The sequence below is a fragment of the Flavobacterium chungbukense genome, from assembly GCF_020805785.1.
Taxonomy (GTDB): Bacteria; Bacteroidota; Bacteroidia; order Flavobacteriales; family Flavobacteriaceae; genus Flavobacterium; species Flavobacterium chungbukense.
Map to the genome: position 1 here is coordinate 245,938 of NZ_JAJGZV010000004.1, position 20,616 is coordinate 266,553.

Consider the following 20,616-nt stretch of genomic DNA (forward strand, 5'->3'; position numbering starts at 1 on the left):
GGCAAAAGTATAAAAATTTCATTCCTTGCAAAATACAACCCTGATTTTCAGGCGTTTTTTGCTTAAACTTTAACATTATTAACATAAATGCGCCGATTCTGTAAGATTTTTTCTTATGGTTAAAAACTTAACATTTTGACGAATTTTCCTAAAAAAATCAAAAAAAAGTGGGAATTTTGAAACTTAAACTGTAACAAATAGAACAAATACGTGTCTATAATTCATAAATTCTTGTACTCTAAAGGGCATTTTGCATCCAAAACATTAATGAAAAAAGTAATTTTATTCGGTTTTATATTATTTACAACCTGGAGTTACGGGCAGAAAAAAACAATTCATGCTCAGTTAGCTCCTCAAAGCATTACTATTGACGGAAAACTGGACGAAAGCGCTTGGGAAAATGTGCCGATTGCCACAGATTTTGTTATGTTGGAACCAGACAATGGAAAAGCGATTCCGCATGAAAAGAGAACAGAAGTTAGAGTTCTTTATGATGATGACGCCATTTATATTGGTGCTACAATGTATGATAATGAGCCTTCAAAAATTTTAAAAGAAATTTCGCAACGGGACAATTTTGGTACAGCCGATTTGTTTGGCGTTTTTATAAACGGATTTAATGACGGACAGCAAGATTTTATGTTTTATGTTTCTGCTGCAGACGTTCAAGGAGATTGTATTATGACAGATGCGAATGGCGAAGATTATTCCTGGGATGCCGTTTGGATCAGTAAAGCTTCTTTAACGGAAAAAGGATGGATCGTGGAAATAAAAATCCCATATTCTGCTTTGCGTTTTTCGCCAGAAAATAAGCAAACTTGGGGAATCAACTTTTTTAGAGAAATAAAACGTGAACGTTATAAGTATACCTGGAATTTTGTAGATGGAAAAATAGGCAGTTTTACACAACAAGCAGGAATTCTGGAAGGAATCGAAAACATAAAACCTCCTACTCGATTGTTTTTGATGCCTTACGCCTCGTATTATTTAAACGCTGCTGAAGGTCAAAAAACATACGGAACTATTAAAGGAGGTATAGATATTAAATACGGAATAAATGATGCTTTTACCGTAGATGCGATTTTAATTCCAGATTTTGGACAGACAAAATACGATGATCAAATATTAAATCTCGGTCCTTTTGAACAACAGTTTAATGAAAACAGAGCTTTTTTTACAGAAGGAACTGATTTGTTTAACAAAGGAAAAATGTTCTATTCCAGAAGAATTGGCGGCGCTCCATCTACCGAACCAGAATTAAATGAAAACGAAGAAATCAGCGAAATTCCGTCTGCTGTTAATCTTTTAAACGCTTTAAAAGTATCAGGCAGAACCAAAGGCGGATTAGGAATTGGGATTTTAAATGCTGTGACCGAAAAAACTTTTGCCGTTATAAAAGACACTGTTTCCGGAGAAACCAGAAGAGAAATTGTAGAACCACTTACCAATTACAATGTTTTGGTTTTAGATCAACGTTTTAGAAAAAATTCTTCAGTTACTTTAATTAATACAAATGTTAGTCGAAACGGTCATTTTAGAGATGCAAACGTAACTGGTTTGGCTTGGGATTTAAACACAAAAGCCAACACTTATAGTTTGTTTGGAAACGTAAAATATAGTTTCATTAATGATATTGAAGATAAAACTGGTCTATATTCTACAGTAACTTTTGCAGAAACCAGCGGAAATTACAGATATAGTTTTGGTACAGATTTCGTAACTAAAGATTTCGATCCGAATGATTTGGGAATTAATTTCTACACCAATTATTACAATTTTTATGGAAATGCCAACTATAGAATTCTTAATCCAACCAAACGTTTTAATACGTTTCGGGTAAACTATAATATGTATACAGAATTCAATAAAGAATCTGGAAAATTACAAGACAACAGCATTAATGCGAATCTGAATTTAACCACAATAAAAAATAATTATTATGGAACAGGAATTACTTTTTATCCTTTAGAAATATATGATTATTATGAACCTCGCGCAGAAAACAGATATGTTGCAATTCCGAGAAGAATAGAAACTTGGGGAAGTATTTCAACCAATTACAATCATAAATTTGCAATTGACTTAAATGGAACATTTAATGTTTTTGATGAATCTGAGAGAATTTCATATGGATTTGATATTGGTCCGAGATACCGTTTTAGCGACAAATTATTATTGACCTATTTCTTCAGCTATCTTAGAAGAAACAACAACAAAGGCTATATTGACCAAATTGATGATGATAACAACTCTAATTCACCCAATGAAATAGTTTTTGCAAATCGTAATGTGATTACTTATTCTAATACTTTAGGAGGAAAGTATGCAGTAAATAGTGCGATTACGATTAATCTTGCTGTTCGTCAATATTGGTCTTATGCAGACAATAAAAATATTCTTTTACTGGAACCAGACGGAGATTTAAGTCCTTATCCGCAATATACAATCAATAAGAATTCAAGTTTTTATTCCTGGAATGCTGATTTATCATTCTCTTGGTGGTTTGCGCCTGGAAGTCAGCTTTCTGCATTATACAGAAATAATGCTTCTAATTTTGAACGTATTATAGATAAAGATTTCAAACACAATGTTTCTGGACTTTTAAATAATGACGCCTTAAAACACATTTTTTCTATTAGTGTAAAATATTTTATTGACTATAATGCTGTCAAAAATAAAGTCAGAAAAAGAGCTTAGCGTGAATAAATTTTAAAAAATAAAGACTTCTGTAATTAAATTAATATTTTTTGTCGAGCTTCATTTTATAAAACATAAATGTAACAAAGCTTTCTTGCCTATTTTAGAAATGACTTATCTTTGTAGAAAACAAAAAGTAATGAACAAAAAAGTTATCCTTATGATTTTAGACGGTTGGGGAAAATCTCCTGACCCTAAAGTATCTGCAATAGACAATGCAAATGTTCCTTTTATAAACAGTCTTTACAAAAATTACCCAAGCGCTCAACTTAGAACCGACGGATTGAATGTTGGTTTACCTGAAGGTCAAATGGGAAACAGCGAGGTTGGACACATGAACCTTGGTGCTGGAAGAATTGTATATCAGGATTTAGCCAAAATAAACTTAGCTGTAGAGCATAAAACATTAGCAAAAGAGAAAGTGTTAATTGATGCTTTTACTTACGCTAAAAACAACAATAAAAAAGTACACTTTTTAGGATTAGTTTCAGATGGTGGTGTTCACTCACATACTTCACACCTTCGCGGATTAATCGATGCTTCTCAAGAATACGGTTTAGATCAGGTTTATGTTCATGCTTTTACAGACGGACGTGACGTTGATCCTAAATCAGGAGGAAAATACATTCACGATTTACAAGATTATATTAAAGATACTCCAGTAAAAATTGCTTCTATCATTGGACGTTATTATGCAATGGACCGCGACAAACGTTGGGAACGTGTAAAACTTGCTTACGATTTAGTAGTAAACGGTGTTGGAACTCCATCAACCAATGCTGTTGCGAGTGTTTTAGACAGCTATGCAAAAGATGTAACTGATGAGTTTATCGAACCTGTTGTTATTGTTGATGAATATGCAAAACCACTTGCTACAATTGTTGAAGGTGATGTTGTAATTTTCTTCAATTTTAGAACTGACAGAGGTCGTGAACTTACAGAAGCGCTTTCTCAACAGGATTTCCACGAGCAAAACATGCATAAATTGAACCTATATTATGTAACATTGACAAACTACGACGAAACGTACCAAAACGTAAAAGTAGTTTACAATAAAGATAATATTACAGAAACTCTTGGTGAGGTTTTAGAAAAAGCGGGTAAAACACAAATTAGAATTGCTGAAACTGAGAAATATCCTCACGTAACTTTCTTTTTCTCTGGAGGAAGAGAAGTTCCTTTTGTGGGCGAATCAAGAATTTTGAGAAACTCTCCAAAAGTAGCAACTTACGATTTAAAACCAGAAATGAGCGCTTACGAACTTACTGATGCTCTTGTTCCTGAATTGAATAAAGGTGAAGTTGATTTTGTTTGTTTGAATTTCGCAAACGGAGATATGGTTGGCCACACCGGAATTATGGAAGCAGCAATTAAAGCTTGTGAAGCTGTTGATGCTTGTGTAAAACAAGTTATTGAAGCTGCACTTGCAAATGATTATACTACAATCGTAATTGCCGATCACGGAAATTGTGAAACTATGATTAATCCTGACGGATCACCAAATACCGCACACACAACAAACCCAGTGCCTATTATTTTAGTTGACAAACAATTGAAAAGCATTCAAGATGGTGTATTAGGTGATATCGCTCCAACAATTTTAGAATTAATGGACGTTCAGCAGCCAAATGCAATGACTTGTCATTCTTTATTATAATTTTTCAAACCATATAAGTGATATAAGTTCATTTAAATAGAACTTAAAAAAATCTCGCAAAGACGCTAAGTCGCAAAGAAATTTATAAACTTTGCGTCTCTGCGACTTTGCGAGAACTATTTTGTAGCAGATTGTAAAGCTTAAAAATGTTCGAGTCCCATATATTTCTTTTGTGATTTTATTTTCGCAAAGAAAAAACTACGAATTTATATTTACTTATATCACTTATATGGTTTAAAAAACATAATGATAAAGCTGTTCAACTCCATAAATCACAAGTCCGATAAAACCTCCAACCAAAGTTCCATTAATCCTTATATATTGAAGATCTTTTCCGATTTCCAATTCCAGTTTTTCTGAGACTTCTTTTCCGTCCCAGCTTTTTACGGTGGAAGAAATTAAATCTCCAATTACTTTTTTATTGTTCAAAAGAACCGAAAGCAAATCGTTTTTAATGAAATTATTGATTTTATCAACCATTACGGAATCTTCTTTAAGTCCGTTTCCAAAACCTTGAATTAAATTGGCAATATTATTTTTGATGGAAGAATCATCTCCTTTATTAATATCGTTTGTAATCGAAAGTTTTATTTCGTCCCAAATTCCGTTGATGTAATCCTGAACTTCTTTTTTTCCAACAAAACCTAAAATCATATCGTTGATTTTAATTCTCATTTCTTCTGAGTTTTTTACTTTCTCCAAAAAATTAAAAATATATTCATCAATCTTTAAACGAACGGCGCTTTCAGGCTTTTTAGCTTCATTCAAAAAATCCTGCAAACCATTAAAAACTCCTTCCGTGATTTTTTTATCAGCCAATCCAAAACTCAATAACGGAGTAGATGCTTTTACTTTCTGTCTTATTAAATCCTTATTGCTAGTCAATTCGGCACTCATTACTTCAAGAAGGTTGGTTAGCATTTGATTTTTCAAATCACCTTTTTGCAAAGGTTCTAACGCAACGGCAACCCAATTTCCAAAGTTTATTCCTTCCATTTTTTCTTTGAACTGAACCTGAATAAACCTCTTAACATCTTCATCTTTTATGGTTCTTAAAATTCCTGGAATAATATTTATTGCGACGGCATCCGCAATCTTATCGGCATTTTCTTTTTGCGAAAGCCAGTCTGAAGCTTTAGTTGCAAAATTGAATTCGTCTAATTTAATTTCTAATTTTTCACGATCAAGAAATTCCTCAGAAACAAAATTTCCCAGATTTTCTCCAATTTCGTTTTTCTTTGTTGGAATAATTGCGGTATGCCAAATCGGAATTCCCATCGGATGGCGAAACAATGCTACAACAGCAAACCAATCAGCGATTCCTCCTACCATTGCTGCTTCGCTAAAAGCTTGAAGCATCGGGATTTTAAAATAAATAGCAATGACAAACAACAGCACTGCAAAACCTAAAAGTGCAAAAGCATTTCTCTTCATTTTCTTGAGAGCCTTTACTTTTGCTATATCTTGATCTGTAATTGTTTCCATAATTAAAAGCATTTGTACATCTAATTTATGGCTTTTTTATCAAAATTCTTAACTCTATTAAATGTTTAATAGCCTTCAATTGATGAATTTTTTCTTTTTTTAGCTCTAAAAATTGAAATTGCTGAAATTCAATTTTAGAAAATTTATATATATATTAATTCGAGAATTCGTGGCTAAAAAATTTAGATAAAAAATTGTACTTTTGCGAACTGAAAATGGGAAAAATATGATTATCCAAAAAACTAGAGAGGAAATCGAATTAATGCGCGAAAGTGCTTTAATCGTATCAAAAACATTAGGAATGATTGCTTCTGAAATTAAAGAAGGAGTAACCACATTATATCTTGACAAATTAGCGGAAGAATTTATTCGCGATCATGGTGCTGTACCAAGTTTTCTTGGATTGTACGATTTTCCGAATTCCCTTTGTATGAGTCCAAATGCTCAGGTTGTTCACGGTATTCCTAATAACACACCTCTTAAGAATGGCGACGTTATTTCGGTTGACTGTGGTGCTTTTAAAAATGGTTTCCACGGAGATCACGCATACAGTTTCGAAATTGGAGAAGTTGCACCAGAAGTTAAAAAACTTTTACGCATTACTAAAGAATCTCTTTACGTTGGAATTAGAGAATTTAAAGCTGGAAATCGCGTAGAAGATGTTGGAAATGCGATTCAAAAATATACAGAAGCTCACGGTTACGGAGTTGTTCGTGAATTGGTTGGACACGGTGTTGGGCAAAAAATGCACGAAGAACCAGAAATGCCAAACTACGGAAAACGCGGACGTGGAAAAATGTTTGTTGAAGGAATGGTTGTTGCCATCGAACCTATGATTAACATGGGAACAAGAAACATCAAACAACTAAAAGACGGCTGGACTATTCTGACCGCTGATGGAAAACCAAGCGCGCATTTCGAGCACGATGTAGCTTTAATCGATGGAAAACCAGAATTATTATCGACTTTCCAATATATCTACAAAGCTTTAGGAATCGAAAGTAATGAAGAAGACGAATTCAGACAAATACCACTTATTCTCTAACACTAATTTCACGAATTATCACGGATTAGTGTTACAGTAAAAATTACACTAAAACGAAATAAAAATAATGAGTGAATTGTATTTAAGAGAAGAGTCCTATAAAATTATTGGGATTTGTATGGAAGTCCATAAAATATTAGGAAAAGGACATAGTGAAAAAGTTTATGGCGACGCTTTAGAATATGAATTTCAACGAAATCATATTCCATATAATAGAGAATTAAGATATAATATTGCCTACAAAGACATCATATTACCAAGTTATTATTTTGCAGACTTTGTTATTTTTGGTGAAATTATATTAGAACTAAAAGCAATTGCAACATTAACAACAGGAGAAATCAAGCAAACATTAAATTATTTAGCGGCATCAAAAAATAAATTAGGCTTATTAGTCAATTTTGGAGAAGACAGCCTTAAATACAAAAGAATAATACTTTAACCCAAATCAAAAGTTCGTGAAATTTCACCACAATATTAATCCGTGTAAATTTGTGAAATTCGTGTTCAAATTTATTTAACTGTGAAGAAACTTTTTAAATTAGTACTTAATACAATTCCACGTCCATTATTAATTCGATTGAGTTATGTGGCGCGTCCGATTTTAGCATTATCTCTGAAAGGAAACAAATATACTGATCCTATTGACGGGAGAAGTTTTAGATCTTTTTTACCTTACGGATACGGAAAACAACGCAATAATGTACTTTCACCAAGTACACTTTCTTTAGAGAGACACCGTTTACTTTGGTTATATTTAAAAGATCAGACCGATTTTTTTACTGCACCAAAAAAAGTATTGCATTTTGCTCCAGAACAAGCTTTTTACAAAAGATTTCGCAAACAGAAAAATCTTGATTACACCACAACCGATTTACTTTCGCCTTTGGCCGATGTAAAAGCAGACATCTGTAATTTACCTTTCAAAGACAATGAATATGACGTTATTTTATGTAATCACGTTTTAGAACATATTCCAGACGATACAAAAGCGATGCAAGAATTATATCGTGTTTTAAAACCTGGCGGAATGGCAATTTTGCAAATTCCACAAGATTTATCGCGCGAAGTTACTTTTGCAGATGATTCGATTACAGATCAAAAAGAACGCGCTAAAATTTTCGGACAATACGATCACGTTCGTGTTTACGGACGCGACTATTTCGACAAATTAAGAAGCATTGGTTTTATTGTAATTGAAGAAGATTATACTAACAAAATTGCACCAGAATTGGTAGAAAAATACTGTTTAGCAAAAGGCGAAATTATTCCGCTTTGCTTTAAACAGGAAAACTAATTTTTTCAACATATAAATGATATAATTTCATTTAAAAAGGAGTTTTCAAATTATTATTATTTTGAAAACTCCTTTTATTTTTTGCCCAAACCTAAATTATAAGCCTAACCAAATCCCAATATTTTGCAACCTACAAAATCATTTCAGTTCTGTTTTGACATCAGTTTTGAAAAAAATCTGAATGCCTATATTCCTACAGCCTATATTGTTGAAAATACTAGCGAAATCAAATATCTAGACAAAAAAGCAACAAAAGGCGTGCTTGAAAGTTTCGGAATTGATTTTGAAAATTTAGATCCCAATTCAAAAAAAATAATAACGATCTGTGAATCTTTAAAACCTGAATTTATTTTCAAAAAATTTGGTGCAAAAATCAAATCAGCCAAAACAATTGCAGATTTGCAGAAAGATTCTAAAATTGATTTTGCGATTCGCCAGCATTTACAACTTAATCTAAGTACCTTTTACGATTTGATTGTTAGAGAACAATTTCTGCTGTCGCTAAATTTAGGACCTGAAAAAGATTTTTATCGCTCTAGAATTAGCATCGATCCGCTGGATTTTGAACCTCAGATTCAATTTGACAAACATGCTGAAGGAATCGCTTATACCCTTTTATTAAAAGAAAATGAAACTACATTTCTTCCAATGAATAAAACTGCTGATATTCTTTTAGACGAACCTGGCTGGTTAATTATCGACAAGAAATTAGGACGATTAAAAGAACTGAATGCCAAAAAACTAACTCCTTTTTTGAAGAAAAAATCTATTGAAATTCCTTCAAAATTAGTCGATGATTATTTTAAAAATTTCATACCAGCAATAGCTAAAAAAATTGATATCGAAGCAAATGGTTTTGAAATTGAACTTCGCGACCAAATTGTTTCCTGTACTATTCAACCTATTTTTGATTTCTTTAAAAACTGTTACTATCTCAATCTTTATTTTGATTATAATGGCTATATTTTTGACGCAAGCAAAACCAAAAAAACACATTCTTTTGTAGATTTTAGTGTGGCGAATGAACCTAGAATTATTCAGTTTAAAAGAAATGCTGAAGAAAATTCATATATCGAAAAATTAGCTGAAATTGGTTTAGAAAAAATCAAAAACGAATTATTCGGATTGAATTCTGATCTAGAAACTTCTGATCCTTATGTCAATATTCAATTGATTATTGACCATAAAGAGAAACTTGAAAGTTTAGGATTTACAATTCAAAAGTTAAAATTAGAAAGTAAAGAAATCATTACCGAAAGCAATACAATTTCGATTGCAAAAGAAACAAAAGCAGATTGGTTTGATATTAAAATTATCATTACAATTGGTAATTATAAAATCAATTTCAGCGAAATTATTCCGAACATAAAAAGCAAAGAAAGACTTTTCCAGCTGCCCGACGGAAACTATTTTTTAATTCCGTTAGAATGGTTCAGTAAATATGGTTCTTTGGCAAAATTGGCTAAAACAGAAAATGGAGCATTACTTTTAAGAAAAAGCAATTTTACTGCTTTAGACGGTATTTCTGAAATCAGTAATGATTTAGACCAAATCCATAAAGCTGAGTTTAAGGCTTCCGATTTACTAAAAGCAACTTTAAGACCTTATCAAATTGATGGCGTAAAATGGCTTTTAGGTCATTTCAACTCCAATCTTGGAGCTTGCCTTGCTGACGATATGGGACTTGGAAAAACCTTGCAAACTTTAGCCGTTCTAGTTTCAGTACAAGAACAATTAGGTTTTACCACCAAAACCACCAATTTTGATTTGTTTGCAAATGAAACTACTATTGAAAGAGAACCGCTTAAAGCTTTAATCGTTTTACCTTCTTCTTTAGTTTTTAACTGGTTTAACGAAGCTGGAAAGTTTACACCACACTTTTCTAAAATGCAATATGTGGGCAATGACCGAAAATTATTGGCCAGCAGATTAGATTCGACCGATTTAATTTTTACAAGTTACAGTATTGTTCACCGTGATATTTCTATTCTAGAAAAATACGATTTCCGTTATTTGATTTTAGACGAAAGTCAATACATCAAAAATAAAAATTCTAAGATTTTTAAGGCCATAAATAAAATAAGTACAGGTCATAAAATTGCGCTAAGTGGTACGCCAATCGAAAATTCGCTTGACGATTTATGGTCGCAAATGCAATTTATCAATCCGGACATCTTGGGCAGTTATGCTTTTTTTATGGAAAATTTCAAAAATCCGATTGAGAAAAAACAGAATGAAGAAGTTTTAAGCGAATTAAAAAATCTCATTGCCCCTTATATTTTACGAAGAACCAAAGAACAGGTTTTAAAAGATTTACCCGAATTAACCGAACAGATTTATTATTGCGATATGGATCCTGAACAGGAAAAATTATACGAAAAAGAGAAATCTAAAGCTCGTAACTTTTTACTTAAAACAGATGGATCTGGTCCGGCCAAAATCAGTATTATTAATACATTGATGAAGTTACGTCAATTAAGTAATCATCCTAAAATGGTCGATTCAGCTTCAGAAATTGATTCAGGAAAATATATTGCGGTTACCCATTATCTGGAAAGTTTGGTAAAAGGAAAACAAAAAGCGATCATTTTCAGTTCATTTGTAACCAATTTAAATTTTTACACGGATTGGTGTAAAGAAAATAAAATAGAATTTTGCGAAATTACTGGAGAAACTCCGGCAAGCAAACGAGAACAAGAAGTAAAACGTTTTCAGGAAAAAGAAAATACGTTGCTATTTTTTATTTCGTTAAAAGCTGGTGGGGTTGGTTTGAATATTACAAAAGCTTCTTATGTATTGTTCTTGGATCCTTGGTGGAATCCTTTCGCAGAAAAACAAGGAGTTGGACGTGCACACAGAATTGGACAAATGAATAAAGTAAACGTGATTCGTTTTATTTCTAAAAACACCGTTGAGGAAAAAATCATTAAACTGCAGGAAAACAAAAAATTGTTATCTGATTCTCTTTTAGAAGAAAGTTATATCAACGATGAAATTGAGGGCAATTTAGAATATATTTTAGGATCTTAAGAGTTAAAGCCAATAGATTGGGCTATTTTTCGTTATATAAATTTGTTATATTTACAATCTTTCAACGTAATAAGATGCCGAAATTTTTATATACAAGCTTTATTTTTCTTTTTATTTTCACTTTCGCGAAAGCACAAGAAAAAGAAATTGATCCGCCTTATAATATTAAAACCGTTTCTTTTGTTCAGAATGGCAGTAACGCTGTTCCTATTTTCGAATTAGGTTCTACTTTCACGTTTCAATTTGATGATCTATTTGGAAGCGAAGCAAATTATTATTTTGAGGTAATTCATTGTGATTATAACTGGAAACCAACTGAGATTCCGAAAACAGATTATATTTATGGCCAGGATAATCAGCGAATTACAGATTATTCTAATTCGTTTAACACTTTGCAGCTTTACTCTCATTACAATCTTTCTTTTCCAAATCAATTTACAACGCAATTACGCCTTTCAGGAAATTACATGCTTCGAATTCTTAATGAAGATAGAGAAGTCATTTTTTCAAGAAAATTTATTTTACATGAAAATCAATCGACCGTTTCAGCTCAAGTAAAAAGAAGCCGAAACTTAAGCAATATTGATTTTAAGCAAAATCTTGATTTTGCGATTGCTTCAAATGATATAAATTTTCAAACCCCTTTACAAAATGTAAAAGTGCTTTTACTGCAAAACGGAAACTTCAATACGGCGATAAAAAATATTGTTCCACAATATACAATCGGCAATCAGCTAATTTATAAATATGATAAAGAAACACAGTTTTGGGCTGGTAATGAATTTTTATATTTTGAAAACAAAGACATTCGTGCTGCAAATAATTTTGTTGCGCGCATAGGCTCAAATAATGACATCTACAATGCGTATCTATATACCAATGCCGCACGAGGAAATCAGATCTATACATTGTATGAAGATGTAAATGGAAATTTTGTAGTCAAAAACATTAACGGTTCAAACAACGATATTGAAGCTGATTATGCTTGGGTTTATTTTACTTTATCGGCTCCCGCTTTCAGATTGAACAAAGACATTTATATTACGGGAATGTTTAACAATTACAGCCTTTCGCCAGAATACAAAATGGATTACAATACAGACAAGGGCGTTTTTGAAAAAGCAATCATGATCAAACAAGGTTTTACCAATTTTCAGTACACAGTTGCCGACAAAAAAGGAGTTATTGATTATGAAAATGCTATTGATGGAAACTTCTATCAAACTGAAAATGAATACACCATTTTAGTCTATTATAAAGAGGCAACAGACCGCTACCAGCGCGTAATCGGAAAAGGAAATGCAAACTCTATCAATATAGTCAACTAAAACAAATGTTAAGGTTCTAGATTAAATGATTTTTTTTTGTAGCTTTGCCACTATAACACTCACATATATACTGCGTTAGTATGGTTTCTCAGATAACAAGAGGCATAAAAATATCTGTTTTGACTAGTTTTGAAGGTACTTACTTCAAGAACTACAAGATTCATTTTGCTTTTAGTTATGTAGTTACAATCGAAAACCATAGTAAAGATTCTGTTCAACTTACTTCACGTCATTGGGAAATTTTTGATTCTCTTAACGATTTAGAAGTGGTAGACGGCGAAGGTGTAATTGGCAAAAAACCAGTTTTAAAACCAGGAGAAAATCATACTTACAGTTCTGGCTGTTTATTATCATCTCCATATGGAGCAATGAAAGGTCACTTTAATATGATCAATTTTACTACTACAAAAATATTCAAAGTAATAGTGCCTACTTTTAGAATGTGTGCTCCTTTTGCTTTAAACTAATTTGCAATTAAGCAATAGTTTCTTTTTATTTTTTCTTTTGTTACAGCAGTTTTAATAAATTACTGTGATTTTATATCGCCATTTTGTTAATTTATCACTAAGCGAAACTTGTTCTACAATAAAATACAACTTTTTAATATTGTATTGTGATATATTCAAATTATCATTTGTACTTTTGTAAAAAATTAAACAAATCGTAATTTTAAAATAATTTATCCCATGTTAAAAGGATTCTTTCATGTACCAAAAGCGGTAAACGAGCCTGTAAAAAGCTACGCACCGAACTCGCCAGAAAAAGCAGCTGTTCAGGCAGCTTACACCACAATGTGGAATTCTCAAATTGACGTTCCATTACATATTGGAAACGAAGAAATTAGAACTGGAAACACAAGAAACATTACGGCGCCACATGATCACCAGCATGTTGTTGGAAAATATCATTTGGCTGAAAAACAACATATTGAAAAAGCAATTGCAAATGCACTTGAATCAAGAAAAGCATGGGCAAATATGGCATGGGAACAACGTGCTGCTATTTTCTTAAAAGCTGCTGAACTTATTGCAGGGCCTTATAGAGCTCGTATTAATGCAGCAACAATGATCGGTCAGTCTAAAAATATTCACCAAGCAGAAATTGATGCTTCTTGTGAATTAATTGACTTTTTACGCTACAACGTTGAGTTTATGACTCAAATCTACAACGATCAGCCAAAATCAGATTCATCTGTTTGGAACCGTGTAGAATACAGACCATTAGAAGGTTTTGTTTACGCTATTACTCCTTTTAACTTTACTGCTATCGCTGCAAACCTTCCTGCAAGTGCTGCTATGATGGGTAACGTTGTAATTTGGAAACCAAGTGATAGCCAAGTATTTTCTACAAAAATCATTTTGGATGTTTTCAAAGAAGCTGGAGTTCCTGATGGAGTTATCAACGTAGTTTTTGGAGACGCGTTAATGATTACAGATACTGTTTTAGCGAGCCGTGATTTTGCTGGAGTTCATTTTACAGGATCAACTCATGTATTTAAAGATATCTGGGCAAAAATTGGAGCTAACATTCACAATTATAAAACATACCCAAGAATCGTTGGTGAAACTGGTGGTAAAGATTTTATCATTGCTCACCCAAGCGCAAACGTAAAACAAGTAGTTACAGGAATTACTCGTGGAGCTTTTGAATTTCAAGGACAAAAATGTTCTGCTGCATCTAGAGCTTATATTCCACAAAGTTTATGGCCAGCTGTAAAAGAACAATTGATTACTGATGTAAAATCTATGAAAATGGGTTCTCCAGAAGATTTCGGAAACTTTATCACTGCAGTTATTCACGAAGGTTCTTTTGATAAATTAGCAAGTTATATCGACCAAGCTAAAAAAGATGCTGACGCAGAAATTATTATTGGAGGAAATTACGACAAATCTGTTGGATACTTTGTTGAGCCAACCGTTATTGTAACTACAAACCCAAAATACACTACAATGGAAACTGAGTTGTTCGGACCAGTTATCACAATTTATGTTTATGAAGATGCTAAATGGGAAGAAACTTTAGAATTAGTTGATACTACTTCTGAATATGCTTTAACTGGAGCTGTTTTTAGCCAAGATCGTTATGCTATTGAAGTAGCAACTACAAAATTGCAAAACTCAGCTGGTAACTTCTACATCAACGACAAACCAACTGGAGCGGTTGTTGGAATGCAGCCATTTGGTGGAGCAAGAGCTTCAGGAACTAACGATAAAGCAGGTTCTGCATTAAACTTATTGCGTTGGGCTTCTCCAAGAACTATCAAAGAAACTTTTGTAACTCCAGAAGATTACAGATATCCTTTCTTAGGTTAATTCGTTTCAAATTTCAGGTTTCAAGTTTTGTGACCTGTCCACATACAAAAGCCGAATCTTTATGAGATTCGGCTTTTTGCTTTTATATTTCATTTAAACATCATTTTATTTTGTAATATTTTTCTTATTTATTTAAAAATCAGCACTTTAATATTTTTAATTGTCTTATTCTAACATTTTAAAAACTTTTTGTTCCTATCAAAAAAGAAGCATCAATTTAAATTTGTTTTCAATATTAAACAGCATTAAAGCATATAATTAAGATAAATAGCATAAGCATGAGAAATTTGAATAATGTTCCTAAGATCATAATGGAATCAAAAAGCATAGGCCATTCAATAGACTACAAATGGACAAAAAAGAAAATTGATAAAATGTTAGATCCAGTTTTTGGAAATGATGAACTCGAAAACATTTTAACGCAGATTAACCACAAAGGATCATTAGGACTTACCGCTGCTTTATTAGAATGGATTTACTGGCGCTTCACAGGTTACACTCAAGCAACAAGTGACACTCAGAAACGTATTGAGGCAATTTGGTGTTTAATTAACAATAAAGAACAAACGAATCCTTTGCTATTTGATATAGATTTTCAAACAGCAGCTTCAGGTTCTGTCAATGGCGCTTTATGGATCGCATTAATGAATGTAAGAATGATTGATGTAAGATATCGAAAAGGTTCTTATTTTTTACAAAATGAACTTGTCGGCTTAGTTTTATTGGCAAGACATATTACACCCAAAAAGAAAAAATTTGATAATTGGTTTAATAAAATCACTACTCAATTAATATACACTCATCCTAATCCGTACAAAAATAATAAGCTAGATGAAAGTGATGAAGCAGTTTATGATTCTTCAAATGAACCCGTAATCTCTCGCGAATATTTCTTTGACTCGGCGTTTACCTATACAATCGAAGCTTCAGAAAATGCCCTTCATAACTTCATTGATAATTTAAATCACAAAACAAATGCTTTTCTAAATTTCTCTAAAAAAGCCTCTTAATAGTATTTTCAATTAAAAAAATAACCCGATCAAATAATTATTGATTGGGTTATTTACTTTTATCTAAGCTTTAAATTTCAAAGGCAAATGCACTACTTTTTTAGTTTCAAAAAACTCATCTTCAAATATTTCAGACAAATCATATAAAGTAGCATTTGGAAAATCTTTTAGTTCTTCGCTCAAATCTCCACCTTTTAAATATAGAATTCCATTTTTCAACTTGTGCTTATGCTGTTTCTTAATCTTATCTTTAACCCAAGAAACAAAATCTGGCATGTTCGTTACGGCACGGCTTACAATAAAATCAAAATCACCTTTTACCAATTCTGCACGCTTTTGTTCCGCTTTTACATTTTTCAATTCTAAAGCCTCAGAGACACCTTGAACCACTTTTATTTTTTTTGCAATAACATCAATTAAGTAAAAACGGGTTTCAGGAAAGAGAATCGCCAACGGAATTCCAGGAAAACCGCCTCCAGTTCCAACATCTAAAACTGTTGCTCCTGGTTCAAACTTCATAATTTTAGCGATCCCTAGTGAATGCAAAATATGTTTTGTATATAAAGAATCAATGTCTTTTCGCGAAATAACGTTGATTTTTTCATTCCAATCGTGGTATAAAAAGTCTAATTTTTGAAATTGTTCGATTTGAAGATCGGTCAAATTGGGAAAATATTTCAATATCTCATCCATTGCTGTAAATTTTTAACAAAAGTACTACTTTACGATTGAAATATTTAACTCAATTTTGCAAATTGAAAATTTATAATAATTACCTTTGAAAACTATTTAAATTAATTATGAATAACAACGCTCCAATTTTTGCAAGGCAAGACAATCTGAAGTTTTTCAGAACACTTAACTCTCGAGTAAACAATTACTTCAAGGAGAACAACATTCAGAAAACTGGAAACTGGAAGTTACATCTAAAAGCGGTTATTCTTTTTGCTATTTTCCTTACTCCTTACTTTTTAATTCTAACACTAAACATGCCTTTTTGGGTAATGTTATTATTATCAATAGTAATGGGAGTTGGAATGGCGGGCGTCGGAATGAACGTAATGCACGACGGTAATCACGGTTCCTATTCTAACAAAAACTGGATCAATAAATTTATGGGTGGTACCATATACGTTCTAGCCGGAAACGTTTATAACTGGCAAGTACAACATAACGTACTGCATCACACTTATACCAATATTCATGGCCATGATGAGGATTTGGATGCGGGAAGAATTATTCGCTTTACTGAACATGCTGAATGGCATAGTTTTCACCGTTTTCAACATTATTATTCTGTTTTCTTATATGGATTATTAACTTTCAATTGGGCAATTACTACAGATTTTAAACAAATGCGTAGTTACTTAAAAAGAAAATTATCTTATGGAGAACCAAAAAGCCCAAAAATTCTTTGGACAACTTTAATTATTACAAAAATCATTTACGCGTCTATCTGGATTGTGTTACCAATGGTAATTGGAATTACATGGTGGAAAGTACTTCTTGGGTTCTTTGTAATGCATTATACAACAGGATTAATTTTGAGTATTGTATTCCAGTTGGCACACGTAGTAGAACATACTACAAACCCAACACCTAATGAATTAGGAGAAATGGATAATACTTGGGCAATTCACCAATTGTACACTACAACTAATTTTGCACCAAAAAATGCAATTGTAAATTGGTATACTGGCGGGTTAAATCATCAAATCGAGCATCATATTTTTCCTCATATCAGTCACATTCATTATGGCAAAATTGCAAAAATTGTAAAAGAAACTGCAAAAGAATGCAATTTACCTTATTACGAATACAAAACAATGAGAGGTGCTATTGTAGCTCACTTCAAGCATTTACGTGAATTGGGAGTAAAACCTGAATTATCAGTTTAAAACTAAAAAAAATCTATTAATAATAACCTTCCTTAATCGGTACAGCAAATTAAGGACATTCAAAAATTTTATAATGAACCATATTCTTTCGGACAGAATCAACAACTTAGCGACTTCACAAACTTTAGCAATGGCTGCTTTAGCACGCGAATTAAAAGCACAAGGAAAAGACATTATCAGTTTAAGTTTAGGTGAACCAGATTTTAATACACCAGACTTTATTAAAGAAGCTGCTAAAAAAGCAATCGATGATAATTACAGTACATATTCTCCTGTTGATGGATACCAAGATTTAAAAGAAGCTATCTGCAGAAAATTCAAAAGAGACAACGATTTAGAGTACAAACCATCTCAAATTGTAGTTTCTACAGGAGCAAAACAATCTCTATACAACATTGCGCAAGTAATGTTAAACGATGGTGACGAAGTTATTTTACCAGCACCATACTGGGTTTCTTATTTTGAAATCGTAAAACTTTCTGGCGGAGTTCCTGTTGAAGTTCCAACTTCTGTAGAAACAGATTTCAAAATCACACCAGAACAATTAGAAGCTGCAATCACGCCAAAAACAAAAATGATGTGGTTCTCTTCTCCATGTAATCCTTCAGGATCTGTTTACAGCAGAGAAGAATTAACAGCTTTAGCAAAAGTGTTAGAAAAACACCCAAATATTTACGTAGTTGCAGACGAAATTTATGAGCACATCAATTTCTCTGGAACTTTCTGCAGTATCGGTTCAATTCCAGGAATGTTAGAAAGAACTATTACTGTAAACGGAGTTGCAAAAGCATTTGCCATGACAGGATACAGAATTGGATATATTGGAGCGCCAGAATTTATCGCAAAAGCGTGTACAAAAATTCAAGGACAAGTAACTTCTGGAGCAAATTCAGTTGCACAAAGAGCTACAATTACAGCTGTAGATGCAGATCCAAGCGTATTAAACGAAATGGTTCAGGCTTTCCACGGTCGTAGAGATTTAGTTGTTGGATTATTAAAAGAAATTCCAGGAGTAAAAATCAACGTTCCAGAAGGTGCATTTTACGTATTCCCAGACGTTTCGTCTTTCTTCGGAAAAACTTTAAAAGGAACTGAAATTAAAGATGCAAACGATGTTTCGATGTATCTTTTAGCTGAAGCAAACGTTGCAACAGTAACGGGTGACGCTTTCGGAAATCCGAACTGTATTCGTTTCTCTTACGCAACAAGCAACGATATTTTAAAAGAAGCATTACGCAGAATCAAAGAAGCTTTGACTGCATAACAATATTCTAAGTTTTTATAAAAACGGCTTAAGGTTCAAAAGTTTCATCACTTTTATACTTTAAGCTGTTTTTTTATAACGTTATTTTGGGCGTGCCCCTGTCCCGATAGCTATCGGGAGGCTATCCGTTGCAAGTACTCGCACTTCCTTCGTCAGGCTGTGGGTTTTCCACTTCTATCTCTCACGCAAAGCACAAAACGAGAAGCTTTCGTTTCCAAAGAAAAAATCTGCTAAAATCTGCCAAATCTGCGTGAAACAAAAAACAGTTTCAAAATTCCCATTCTACAATATTGTAAAACTTCGCTCGTAATCCTGTAAAACATACCACTTTATAAATCGCCAACTTTGTAATGTATTAATTTAAAAACTATTAGTCATGATACATACAGATGAAACCACAAAAGAAGCAGTTAAAACTTTAGAAGGATTAATTTCAATTCTTGAAGATGGAAAACTAGGATATACAAATGCAGCAGAACACGTAGAAAACCCTGCAATGAAAACCGATTTCCTAGAATATGCGAGAGAAAGAGCCCTATTTATTGTAGAACTACAAGACGAAATCAACAAATTAGGAAAATCAACAGACACTTCAGGAGGTGGACCACTTGGTGCTTTACACCGCACATGGATTGATATTAAATCATCTTTCACAGGCGGAGATACAGAAGCAATTATTAATGCATGTATTACAGGTGAAGAAGCTGCAATTGAAAAATATAAAACGGCACTCGAAGAAAACCATCTAGAACACAACCAAGTTTCAGTTGTTTCTAAACAATTAAACAGTATTCAAAATACTTTATCACAAATTAAAATGAGAGCGAATTAATCGATCGATCGATTCATGCTTTTTTTTTGAGAACTGCTCGGTCTTCGGATTGAGCAGTTTTTTTATTTGCTAAAATAAAGCAATAATACTTACATTCGCCTTAACCAATTTTTAACCAAAGTAAAACCAATATGAACCTAAATTTACGCAGTTTTATAATTATGTTATTTACTTGCTTTTTTTCTTCTTTAATTCAAGGACAAACAGAAGGCAAATTCATTAAAGCTTCTATCGGATTTGGATCAAGCACCTCACATTATGAAGAAGAAAATCCTGAAATTATAGACGGTTTTGGTTTTTATACACAAGGAGAATATATAATTGGAATAAAAAAATGGTTTAGTGTCAGGCCTTATGCCGGATTAATTATAACCTCTACTGACGAAGATAAAATAAGAAATCCGCAAAATTATAAAGTAGAAACTAAAGCTTTTTTTCTAGGCGGAAAAGTTCGTTTTTGCGCTCCAATTCCGTGGGTTGCTCCTTTTATAGAAACGGGTATTGGTGCTTCTATTGGCTCTTTCGAAACCTATACAGAATATGTCAATGAGAAAAAAAGTGGCGTTGTAGCTCACATCCCAATTAGCTTTGGACTTGCTGTTGGCCGAAAAAATAATATAGAACTTGGAATTTCTTTTTACTCCAATTTATCAACCGAACAATCTTTCGGAGGTTTTACGGCTGGATATACTTTTCCTCTAGACTAAAAATTTCATTTATCATCATTCCATATTAAGTTAACAAATTCAAAAAAATCGCTT

16 protein-coding genes are annotated in these 20,616 nt (G+C 32.6%); 14 read left to right on the top strand and 2 right to left on the bottom strand.

What is annotated here, in order from left to right:
* The first annotated feature begins 267 nt into the window (after positions 1–267).
* Positions 268–2,697 (top strand): DUF5916 domain-containing protein, encoded by a 2,430-nt coding sequence (locus tag LL966_RS15045; RefSeq protein ID WP_229354415.1) that lies wholly within the window; start codon positions 268–270, stop codon positions 2,695–2,697.
* Positions 2,698–2,836: 139 nt separating this feature from the next.
* Positions 2,837–4,354, top strand: coding sequence for a 2,3-bisphosphoglycerate-independent phosphoglycerate mutase (gpmI, locus tag LL966_RS15050; protein ID WP_229354416.1), 1,518 nt, complete (start codon positions 2,837–2,839; stop codon positions 4,352–4,354).
* A 234-nt stretch (positions 4,355–4,588) separates the two neighbouring features.
* Here gpmI and LL966_RS15055 read toward each other — a convergent pair whose 3' ends face one another.
* Positions 4,589–5,839: a DUF445 domain-containing protein gene (locus tag LL966_RS15055; protein ID WP_229354417.1), complete on the bottom strand. Its 1,251-nt coding sequence runs from the start codon at positions 5,837–5,839 to the stop codon at positions 4,589–4,591.
* A 226-nt stretch (positions 5,840–6,065) separates the two neighbouring features.
* On the opposite strand from LL966_RS15055, the gene map reads away from it, so the two are divergent.
* From map to LL966_RS15095, 8 genes are all read left to right on the top strand, one after another.
* Entirely contained in the window at positions 6,066–6,884 is an 819-nt protein-coding gene (map, locus tag LL966_RS15060) for a type I methionyl aminopeptidase (protein WP_229354418.1), read from the top strand.
* A gap of 67 nt (positions 6,885–6,951) precedes the next feature.
* Complete coding sequence (locus LL966_RS15065; RefSeq protein WP_229354419.1) at positions 6,952–7,326, top strand: GxxExxY protein; 375 nt, start codon at positions 6,952–6,954, stop codon at positions 7,324–7,326.
* Positions 7,327–7,407: 81 nt separating this feature from the next.
* A complete protein-coding gene (locus tag LL966_RS15070) occupies positions 7,408–8,181 on the top strand; it encodes a class I SAM-dependent methyltransferase (protein WP_229354420.1) in 774 nt (257 codons plus the stop codon).
* A gap of 123 nt (positions 8,182–8,304) precedes the next feature.
* Entirely contained in the window at positions 8,305–11,211 is a 2,907-nt protein-coding gene (locus LL966_RS15075; RefSeq protein WP_229354421.1) for a DEAD/DEAH box helicase, read from the top strand.
* Between the two features lie 74 nt (positions 11,212–11,285).
* Positions 11,286–12,539 carry a type IX secretion system plug protein gene (locus LL966_RS15080; protein WP_229354422.1) on the top strand — a complete coding sequence of 418 codons (1,254 nt, stop codon included), beginning with the start codon at positions 11,286–11,288 and terminating at the stop codon, positions 12,537–12,539.
* Positions 12,540–12,619: 80 nt separating this feature from the next.
* Positions 12,620–13,006 (top strand): Co2+/Mg2+ efflux protein ApaG, encoded by a 387-nt coding sequence (apaG, locus tag LL966_RS15085; RefSeq protein WP_110348906.1) that lies wholly within the window; start codon positions 12,620–12,622, stop codon positions 13,004–13,006.
* Between the two features lie 219 nt (positions 13,007–13,225).
* Positions 13,226–14,851, top strand: coding sequence for an L-glutamate gamma-semialdehyde dehydrogenase (gene pruA, locus LL966_RS15090; protein WP_229354423.1), 1,626 nt, complete (start codon positions 13,226–13,228; stop codon positions 14,849–14,851).
* 278 nt (positions 14,852–15,129) lie between these two features.
* Entirely contained in the window at positions 15,130–15,861 is a 732-nt protein-coding gene (locus LL966_RS15095) for a hypothetical protein (protein ID WP_229354424.1), read from the top strand.
* A 63-nt stretch (positions 15,862–15,924) separates the two neighbouring features.
* Here the strand turns inward: LL966_RS15095 and rsmG are convergent, their stop codons facing one another.
* Positions 15,925–16,554 (bottom strand): 16S rRNA (guanine(527)-N(7))-methyltransferase RsmG, encoded by a 630-nt coding sequence (gene rsmG, locus LL966_RS15100; RefSeq protein WP_229354425.1) that lies wholly within the window; start codon positions 16,552–16,554, stop codon positions 15,925–15,927.
* Positions 16,555–16,661: 107 nt separating this feature from the next.
* Here rsmG and LL966_RS15105 point away from each other — a divergent pair, with 107 nt between their 5' ends.
* The 4 genes from LL966_RS15105 to LL966_RS15120 all read left to right on the top strand — a co-directional run bounded on the left by LL966_RS15105 (position 16,662) and on the right by LL966_RS15120 (position 20,562).
* Positions 16,662–17,759: a fatty acid desaturase family protein gene (locus tag LL966_RS15105; protein WP_229354427.1), complete on the top strand. Its 1,098-nt coding sequence runs from the start codon at positions 16,662–16,664 to the stop codon at positions 17,757–17,759.
* A 73-nt stretch (positions 17,760–17,832) separates the two neighbouring features.
* A complete protein-coding gene (locus LL966_RS15110; RefSeq protein ID WP_229354428.1) occupies positions 17,833–19,023 on the top strand; it encodes a pyridoxal phosphate-dependent aminotransferase in 1,191 nt (396 codons plus the stop codon).
* A 376-nt stretch (positions 19,024–19,399) separates the two neighbouring features.
* Positions 19,400–19,855, top strand: coding sequence for a ferritin-like domain-containing protein (locus LL966_RS15115; protein WP_229354429.1), 456 nt, complete (start codon positions 19,400–19,402; stop codon positions 19,853–19,855).
* A 131-nt stretch (positions 19,856–19,986) separates the two neighbouring features.
* Positions 19,987–20,562 carry a hypothetical protein gene (locus tag LL966_RS15120; RefSeq protein WP_229354430.1) on the top strand — a complete coding sequence of 192 codons (576 nt, stop codon included), beginning with the start codon at positions 19,987–19,989 and terminating at the stop codon, positions 20,560–20,562.
* Positions 20,563–20,616 lie beyond the last annotated feature (54 nt).

Excerpts from the sequence above, each read along its gene's own strand:
- LL966_RS15115 (WP_229354429.1), top strand. The coding sequence starts at position 19,400 with ATGATACATACAGATGAAACCACAAAAGAAGCAGTTAAAACTTTAGAA.
- LL966_RS15120 (WP_229354430.1), top strand. The coding sequence starts at position 19,987 with ATGAACCTAAATTTACGCAGTTTTATAATTATGTTATTTACTTGCTTT.
- LL966_RS15095 (WP_229354424.1), top strand. The coding sequence starts at position 15,130 with ATGAGAAATTTGAATAATGTTCCTAAGATCATAATGGAATCAAAAAGC.
- map (WP_229354418.1), top strand. The coding sequence starts at position 6,066 with ATGATTATCCAAAAAACTAGAGAGGAAATCGAATTAATGCGCGAAAGT.
- LL966_RS15110 (WP_229354428.1), top strand. The coding sequence starts at position 17,833 with ATGAACCATATTCTTTCGGACAGAATCAACAACTTAGCGACTTCACAA.
- pruA (WP_229354423.1), top strand. The coding sequence starts at position 13,226 with ATGTTAAAAGGATTCTTTCATGTACCAAAAGCGGTAAACGAGCCTGTA.
- LL966_RS15105 (WP_229354427.1), top strand. The coding sequence starts at position 16,662 with ATGAATAACAACGCTCCAATTTTTGCAAGGCAAGACAATCTGAAGTTT.
- LL966_RS15080 (WP_229354422.1), top strand. The coding sequence starts at position 11,286 with ATGCCGAAATTTTTATATACAAGCTTTATTTTTCTTTTTATTTTCACT.
- gpmI (WP_229354416.1), top strand. The coding sequence starts at position 2,837 with ATGAACAAAAAAGTTATCCTTATGATTTTAGACGGTTGGGGAAAATCT.
- LL966_RS15065 (WP_229354419.1), top strand. The coding sequence starts at position 6,952 with ATGAGTGAATTGTATTTAAGAGAAGAGTCCTATAAAATTATTGGGATT.
- apaG (WP_110348906.1), top strand. The coding sequence starts at position 12,620 with ATGGTTTCTCAGATAACAAGAGGCATAAAAATATCTGTTTTGACTAGT.
- LL966_RS15045 (WP_229354415.1), top strand. The coding sequence starts at position 268 with ATGAAAAAAGTAATTTTATTCGGTTTTATATTATTTACAACCTGGAGT.
- LL966_RS15055 (WP_229354417.1), bottom strand. The coding sequence starts at position 5,839 with ATGGAAACAATTACAGATCAAGATATAGCAAAAGTAAAGGCTCTCAAG.
- rsmG (WP_229354425.1), bottom strand. The coding sequence starts at position 16,554 with ATGGATGAGATATTGAAATATTTTCCCAATTTGACCGATCTTCAAATC.